A 6676-nucleotide genomic window follows, 5' to 3' on the forward strand; every position below is an offset into this window, starting at 1 on the left:
CTACTATGGCGGAATCTAATAGAGAAATTGCCAGCTAATAAAAGTTTGGTTGTTGACGTTCTGTAAGGGTGGATTGCCGGGGTAATTCCCGGTTTTTTTATTGAGCGATCGCTTTAATCGAATCATGCACATACCTCGATTCTCGTAAGTTTGTTACGTCATTCGATTCTAAGTTTGTTACGTCCAGACCGGGAACCGTGGGGAGGGAACAGTCAATAAAAAACCCGCCGGGCTAGGGCGGGTTAGGTGTAGAGAGTAGGGAGCTAAAGTAGGGACTTACTCTAGGGAATAAGAGGACAGAGGGAAAATGGACAAAAAAACACCCCCTGGTTAGAGGGGGTAGGGTTCTTACTTAGACTTCTGTTAGCCCCACCGACTCGCTTACTCCTAAGTAGTGTCTGAGGATAACGTCAACGCTATTACCGCAAGCGGTTGCTATATGGAGTAATGCGTTGTTATTGTGAGCATTAGCGTGTGCTGTAAGCGTAATGTACGTATGCCGGGTGTGATAAGGACTTAAGTATCCCGATATCTTACCTTTTTCGACTAACTGAGTGACTACACCGGGCGTATAGTATCTTTTTCGAGTTCCATCTGCTAGAATTTTTGAACTTTTTTTCCCTAGCCACGCATCCGATACCGCCGAAATATGAAGATATCGCCCGTGACTACCAGGGAAAATTAATGTACTAACAGTGGTGATTTTCGACTCCAATAACAACTCTCTCAATCGAGAATTTTCGCTAAAATAAAACAAGCGCGCTTCACCTGTTTTGGTTTCTTTGACTTTTCTTGTTGACGAACCCAAGGACTTGCTAAACCTGATTGTGTTTCTTGTGAGGTCAATATCGCTCCATGTAAGCGATAGAGCTTCTGATGTTCTACATCCTGTTAAAAAGTAGAATTCAAACAAGGGTGCTAATTTTTTAGTAGCAATTCGTTCGGATTCGTAGAAAGCCTTAATGATAGTATCACGTTCATCTTTCGTGAAAGCACGGCGGTCAAGCTCAAGCGATTTTTCATCTTGTACCTCATGCCATTCTTTTTCCTCGCCGTTTACTATTTTGCTAGCGTATTTTTGCTGTGTTGTGGTAATAGGTGTAACGTACTTCCCGGTATTAAAAGGATTTTCAGTAACTGAATTCACTATCAAACCTTTCGATTTACAGAATTCAAAAGCTTCATTGAGGCAAGTTACTAAGTATCTTTTTGCACTTAGGGTAATAGCATCAATCCCTGACTGAATCTCGAGTTTTTTGTCACAAGTAAGTATTGATAGATTGTTATTTCCCTGATGATGTTTGTGGTCGCTAGCAACCCAAACAAGCCCTTTGAGTGCGTTAGAGAATCCACGGAAATTTTCTTTAAACGTTGTCTCTTCGACAACAGTCTTTTTCCATTCGAGGTACGCATCCCACATCTCCCCGACGGTGATTTCGGGCGTAGCCTGTACTGCACCAGGTAGTTGCAGTACATCAGCTAATTTGGTGTACTTACCACCTAATAAACCTGCTAAACCGTACTTTTCAAGGGTGCGGTCAAACAGTTTGTCCCATTCAGGATGGTCTAAATCTGCTTCCATCTGGGATGCTATTAGCTCTGCTCGCTTACAGTCATCAGGGTTGCTTGCACTGAAGCCTGCTTTGCCTAAATACAGGTATTTAGGCTTGCCCTTGAGTGATTTACCATCCATCAATTCCCAGAGGGGTGTATGCCGCTTAGGAAACGATAGGCGAATACTGCCCTTATCGATTGCAACTTTAACATCACAAGCGGCTTGAGCTTTATTTCTAGCGTACATAGCTTGTTTCTCCTGAAACTATTGATTTGTCAAGGTTCTGTGGTTTCTAGAGTTTTTCTAGACATGGTCTAGATTTTCTCATTTACCAAAGCAAGGGCTTGAAGTAAGGACTTGCTTTTAATGAGCATAGCATAGGTTTCGTCAAAAGTGTTAATCTTTGACGAAGCTACTTCTAGTTTGGATTATGAGTCGGAGCGATCGATCCAGCTAGCCATGCAGAACATCTTAGGTACGCGCACCACCATAATTATCGCCCACCGCCTGAGTACAATTCGCGAAGCCGATGCGATCGTCGTACTCGACGGCGGTAAAATCGTCGAAGTTGGCAGCCACGACGAACTCTTGAACCAAAAAGGCATTTACCGCCGCCTGCACTCCCTGCAAGAAACCGGCGAATTAATTAAGTAGGAATTTCCGCTGAGCCCAGACTTCGGGTTCTATAAGAATCCTAGACGCAGAGGTGGCCAGAAACCGGGTTTTTACCAAAATAGTCGTTGTAACCCTCAGATTCGGTAAAAAACCCGGTTTCTTGTAAAGTTCGTAGTGCGGACTTCAGTCCGCAAGGTTCGTAGTGCGGACTTCAGTCCGCAAGGTTCGTAGTGCGGACTTCAGTCCGCAAGGTTCGTAGTGCGGACTTCAGTCCGCTTCCCGGCAGAGGACTTGCACGCGCGAACTGTTTTTGTTATTGTAATCGACCGGACACGATATAACTTATCGGTTCAGCTTTTAATGATTAGACTTTCAAATGTCATGTTGCAAAAAAAGAAGAATCTGCTAGGATGTTTAACTGTGGGTACAAATGGGTCGGTGCCCGAGCGGTTAATGGGGGCGGACTGTAAATCCGCTGGCTACGCCTACGCTGGTTCAAATCCAGCCCGGCCCACCACAATTCACATAAAAGTTAAAAGTTGAAAATTAAAAGTCAAACATTTTAATTTAGCATTTTTAATCTTTTATGCCCGTGTAACTCAGGGGTAGAGTACCTCCTTGGTAAGGAGGAAGTCGCGAGTTCAAATCTCGCCACGGGCTTAGCTTTTAAATCATTATGGGTTAGCCATTTAAGAATCTCAGTTAATTAACGATTAGCGATTTCCACTCATATTCCACTCATCTCGTATTTAAGTCTACAAAAAAAGCGCATAAAGTCCCATAATCCTAAGGTTTATCTCCCGTAACTTTAGTTTGCTCCGAGTTTTTTTTGTGTAGCCTACCGATCGATCCCTGACTCAGACCCCGGACAATCGCGGGCGGAGTTAGGGTTTTTTAAAGGCGAACCGGGAGGAAGATTTGCCGCCGTTTTTTCAACAGGGGCGATCGACCTTTAGAAGTGCCCAAACAACCAGAAATCAGCGTTTAAAAGTCATTAAGTACAAAAAAAGTATTCATTTCGGACAATAGACAACTATATAGCCTAGCGAAACCCCATATTTGAAAGCTTGGCTTAGCCCGTGACTTGTAAATCCCAGGCTAAGCCAAGTTACGATGAGAATTATTAGTTTTTGTCGCTCTTGGCTAATCAGGCAATTTTTGCCCGTGATGCCCTAGCTATCTTAGGAAAGGAAGCGGTACGCCCCGCCCCGCTTCCGAACCGTCGCCAAGACAAAAATGCTTGATTGGGAACCTGTCTGCGGGGATGAGGTATTCAGCGGGAGTTGTTAAATATGAGTTTATCTTTTAAGCAGTTGACCCTTTATGTCACTTTGCTGTCTGTTGGGGGAGGCATCGGCTGGTTGGGGAATCGCTATCTACAAGGCTCAAACAATCTAGAAACCGGATCTGTTTTGCCCGTGGTGCGCCAGCAAATCCCCTCCTATGTGTCTCCTCCCGTTCAGGAAAATCGCGCAGTCGATCGCAGCAATCCCAATTTTATTGCTGAAGCAGCCGAAAAAGTCGGCCCGGCTGTAGTCCGGATTGACGCATCGACTAAGGTGACAAATCAAGTCCCCGAAGCTTTCAACAATCCTTTGTTTCGCCGGTTTTTTGGGGACAATTTGCCCAAGCAGGAAGAACGAGTCAGGCGCGGTACTGGTTCGGGGTTTATTCTCACTGCTGACGGCCGCATCGTGACTAATGCTCACGTTGTCTCCGGGACGGATACTGTGAAGGTGACGCTCAAAGACGGCCGCGAATTTGAGGGTAAGGTGCAGGGCGTCGATCCGCTGACGGATGTTGCTGTGGTGAAAATTAATGCCAAGGAACTGCCGCAGGTGGCTTTGGGCCGATCGGACAATATTGTACCGGGACAGTGGGCGATCGCGATCGGCAATCCTTTAGGTCTCGACAATACCGTAACTGTGGGCATTATCAGCGCCACCGGTAGAACCAGTTCCCAAGTAGGCATCCCCGACAAGCGAGTCCGGTTCATCCAAACCGACGCCGCCATCAACCCCGGCAATTCCGGCGGCCCGCTACTGAACGACCAAGGCGAAGTAATTGGCATCAATACCGCCATCCGCGCCGACGCTCAAGGCTTGGGATTTGCAATTCCGATCGAAACCGCCAAACGAGTTTCCGATCAGTTATTCGCCAAAGGAAAAGCCGAACATCCCTATCTCGGCATTCAAATGATCGGCTTGACTCCCGCCACCAAGGCAGAAGTCAACAAACAGCTCGATAATAAAATTACGATCGATAAAGGCGTAGCCGTGACCCGAGTCGTGGAAAATTCCCCCGCCAGACAAGCCGACTTGCGCGCCGGAGATGTCATTCAAAAAATTGACGGAATTGCGGTCAACACTCCCGGGGACGTGCAAGAACGGGTGGAAAACACGAATGTCGGCAAAGAACTCGAAGTGGAAATTAACCGTTTCGGTCAAGTTCAGAAAATTAAAGTACGTCCGGGTGCTTTTCCCATATCGGGGAGTCCAACAGGTGGTTAAGTTCAAGCGGTGGAGATGAAAAATAAATCTAATGCTGGATAGTCCTAGACGCAGAAACCGGGTTTTTTTATCAAAATCCTCCCTGTATCGCGAGGAATTTAGGATTAAAAACCCGGTCTCTTAATTCGCTGTCCGTCCAGGAATGTTTATTTTTTTAACAAGTTTCATCTTTCTGGCTTGCCAAACCCGTCGCTCTTTTTACTTGTCTTTGGTAGGGTTTGGTTTAATTGAACTCGTGCTTGCTAAATTTTCTTCTAGGTACATCCTCTGCTCCATTTGTCTGAGAAAATAGCCCGTCATCATCGCTGAAGCTAGCAAATTTGCTAAGTTTTCGCGGTCTGTGGTAATTTGGACGTTAAAATTGTCTGAAGGCAAGACACCGACAAGTCCTTGAACGTTGTGAGTGATAATTTCTTTGATTTCTGGGCTGGCGGACTTGGCGATGCGGGCTAGAACCTCCGGGGATTGGTGTTGGAGGTACTTCAGAAGTGGGTTTACTGCGGTTTGTTGGGCATTGGAATTGTCAAAGTCAGGGTGAAAAACCATTGGGCGATTCTTAATTTCTGGCTTGCTACATTCTACCAGAAACAATGCGGAAGAGAGCCTCTGCCTTTAAAGGAGAGGGTGAAACGTGACCTCCGAGTGTTTTAACCCGTCGTTTATCTTTTTTCCGGCATACCTCTACTAAATCGTGTATGATTTAGTAGGAGGCGATTAAACGATGTTAACGCTCACTTACGAGTACAAGGCGCTGCCTACAAATGAGCAAATTCAGCTAATCGAACACACTTTAACCCTGTGTCGGAAAGTGTGGAATTTTGCTCTGAGAGAACGCAAAGATTGGCTTAACTCTCGCAAGTCTTCTGTTAATGCTTGTTCTGTCGTCTCTGAATACATCATGCCAGTAGACATACCTTATCCAAATTGGGCAATACAATGCAAGTCGCTTACTGCTGCAAAAGAGCAATTTCCTGAATTAAAAACAGTTAATGCTCAAGTATTGCAACAGGTTTTGAGGAAATTGGAAACCGCTTTTGTGGACATGACTCGCAAAAAGATGGGTTTTCCACGATTCAAAAACAGGTACAGGATGCGTTCGTTTGTGTATCCGCAATTAGGGAAAGGTCAACTTTCGCGGGGCAATCAAATCAAGCTGCCTCAATTAGGATGGTTGGAATATGTCAAATCGCGAGAAATTCCAGATGGATTTGCTGTCAAACAAGCTCGGATTGTTCGCAAAGCGTCTGGATATTTTGTGATGTTGATCCTAGAGTGTGATGTCAGCGTACCAAATCCCGTGCCATCGGGTCATCCGGTTGGCATAGACTTGGGACTTGACAAATTTGCAGCAACTTCTGACGGTGAATTGATTGAACGTCCTCGATTTTTGAAGACACTGCATCGCAAGCTGAAATTGCTGCAACGCAGGTTAAAGCACAAAAAGAAAGGCTCAAACAACCGCCATAAACTTACCCGGAAAATTGCTCGACTTCACCAACGAATTGCAGACACCCGCAAAGACTGGCATTTTAAATTAGCTCATAAACTTTGCAATGATGCTGGGATGGTGTTTGTTGAGGACATTGATTTTAGGGTGTTGGCAAAAGGAATGTTGGGCAAGCACACCTTAGATGCTGGTTTTGGGCAATTTGTCTCAATTTTGCAATGGGTGTGTTGGAAGCGCGGCGTATATTTCGATGAAGTAAACAAAAATTACACGTCGCAAGTTTGCCCGAGCTGCGACACTCACACTGGCAAGAAAGATTTAAGCAACAGGATTCATTCTTGTCCCCATTGTGGATACATCACACATCGAGATGTTGCTGCGGCACAAATCATCCGCAATCGTGGTTTAGTTCAACTGTCTGAGGTGGGACGCGTCTTGGACATTAAAGAAAGGCGTTGCTGAATCAAGATATGAATGCCCCAGGAATGGGAATATCATCAAATTTTAAGTAATGTATTAATAACTTAATAGAATGCTTGAGCATTTCCT

The 6676-nt window shown here is 45.3% G+C and carries 4 protein-coding genes, 2 tRNA genes and 1 pseudogene; 5 read left to right on the forward strand and 2 right to left on the reverse strand.

The features are described 5' to 3' along the window. Window positions 1–352 precede the first annotated feature (352 nt). Entirely contained in the window at window positions 353–1801 is a 1449-nt protein-coding gene (locus tag JGK39_RS31995; protein WP_293298793.1) for a site-specific integrase, read from the reverse strand. 147 nt (window positions 1802–1948) lie between these two features. Here JGK39_RS31995 and JGK39_RS32000 point away from each other — a divergent pair. The 4 genes and pseudogenes from JGK39_RS32000 to JGK39_RS32015 form a co-directional block, all read left to right on the forward strand. Continuing rightward, window positions 1949–2209: pseudogene (locus JGK39_RS32000) on the forward strand (ABC transporter ATP-binding protein); the annotation flags it as partial. Window positions 2210–2602: 393 nt separating this feature from the next. Beyond that, window positions 2603–2687: transfer RNA gene (locus JGK39_RS32005), tRNA-Tyr, on the forward strand. A gap of 71 nt (window positions 2688–2758) precedes the next feature. Beyond that, window positions 2759–2830: transfer RNA gene (locus JGK39_RS32010), tRNA-Thr, on the forward strand. A gap of 632 nt (window positions 2831–3462) precedes the next feature. Further along, window positions 3463–4680, forward strand: coding sequence for an HhoA/HhoB/HtrA family serine endopeptidase (locus JGK39_RS32015; protein ID WP_293260912.1), 1218 nt, complete (start codon window positions 3463–3465; stop codon window positions 4678–4680). A 198-nt stretch (window positions 4681–4878) separates the two neighbouring features. Here JGK39_RS32015 and JGK39_RS32020 read toward each other — a convergent pair whose 3' ends face one another. Next, window positions 4879–5226 (reverse strand): DUF760 domain-containing protein, encoded by a 348-nt coding sequence (locus JGK39_RS32020; protein ID WP_293260909.1) that lies wholly within the window; start codon window positions 5224–5226, stop codon window positions 4879–4881. A gap of 175 nt (window positions 5227–5401) precedes the next feature. On the opposite strand from JGK39_RS32020, the gene JGK39_RS32025 reads away from it, so the two are divergent. Beyond that, a complete protein-coding gene (locus JGK39_RS32025) occupies window positions 5402–6589 on the forward strand; it encodes a transposase (RefSeq protein WP_293260906.1) in 1188 nt (395 codons plus the stop codon). Window positions 6590–6676: the final 87 nt, after the last annotated feature.

It is taken from the genome of Microcoleus sp. PH2017_12_PCY_D_A (assembly GCF_020738565.1).
GTDB lineage: Bacteria > Cyanobacteriota > Cyanobacteriia > Cyanobacteriales > Microcoleaceae > Microcoleus.

Excerpts from the sequence above, each read along its gene's own strand:
- JGK39_RS31995 (WP_293298793.1), bottom strand. The coding sequence starts at position 1,801 with ATGTACGCTAGAAATAAAGCTCAAGCCGCTTGTGATGTTAAAGTTGCA.
- JGK39_RS32015 (WP_293260912.1), top strand. The coding sequence starts at position 3,463 with ATGAGTTTATCTTTTAAGCAGTTGACCCTTTATGTCACTTTGCTGTCT.
- JGK39_RS32020 (WP_293260909.1), bottom strand. The coding sequence starts at position 5,226 with ATGGTTTTTCACCCTGACTTTGACAATTCCAATGCCCAACAAACCGCA.
- JGK39_RS32025 (WP_293260906.1), top strand. The coding sequence starts at position 5,402 with ATGTTAACGCTCACTTACGAGTACAAGGCGCTGCCTACAAATGAGCAA.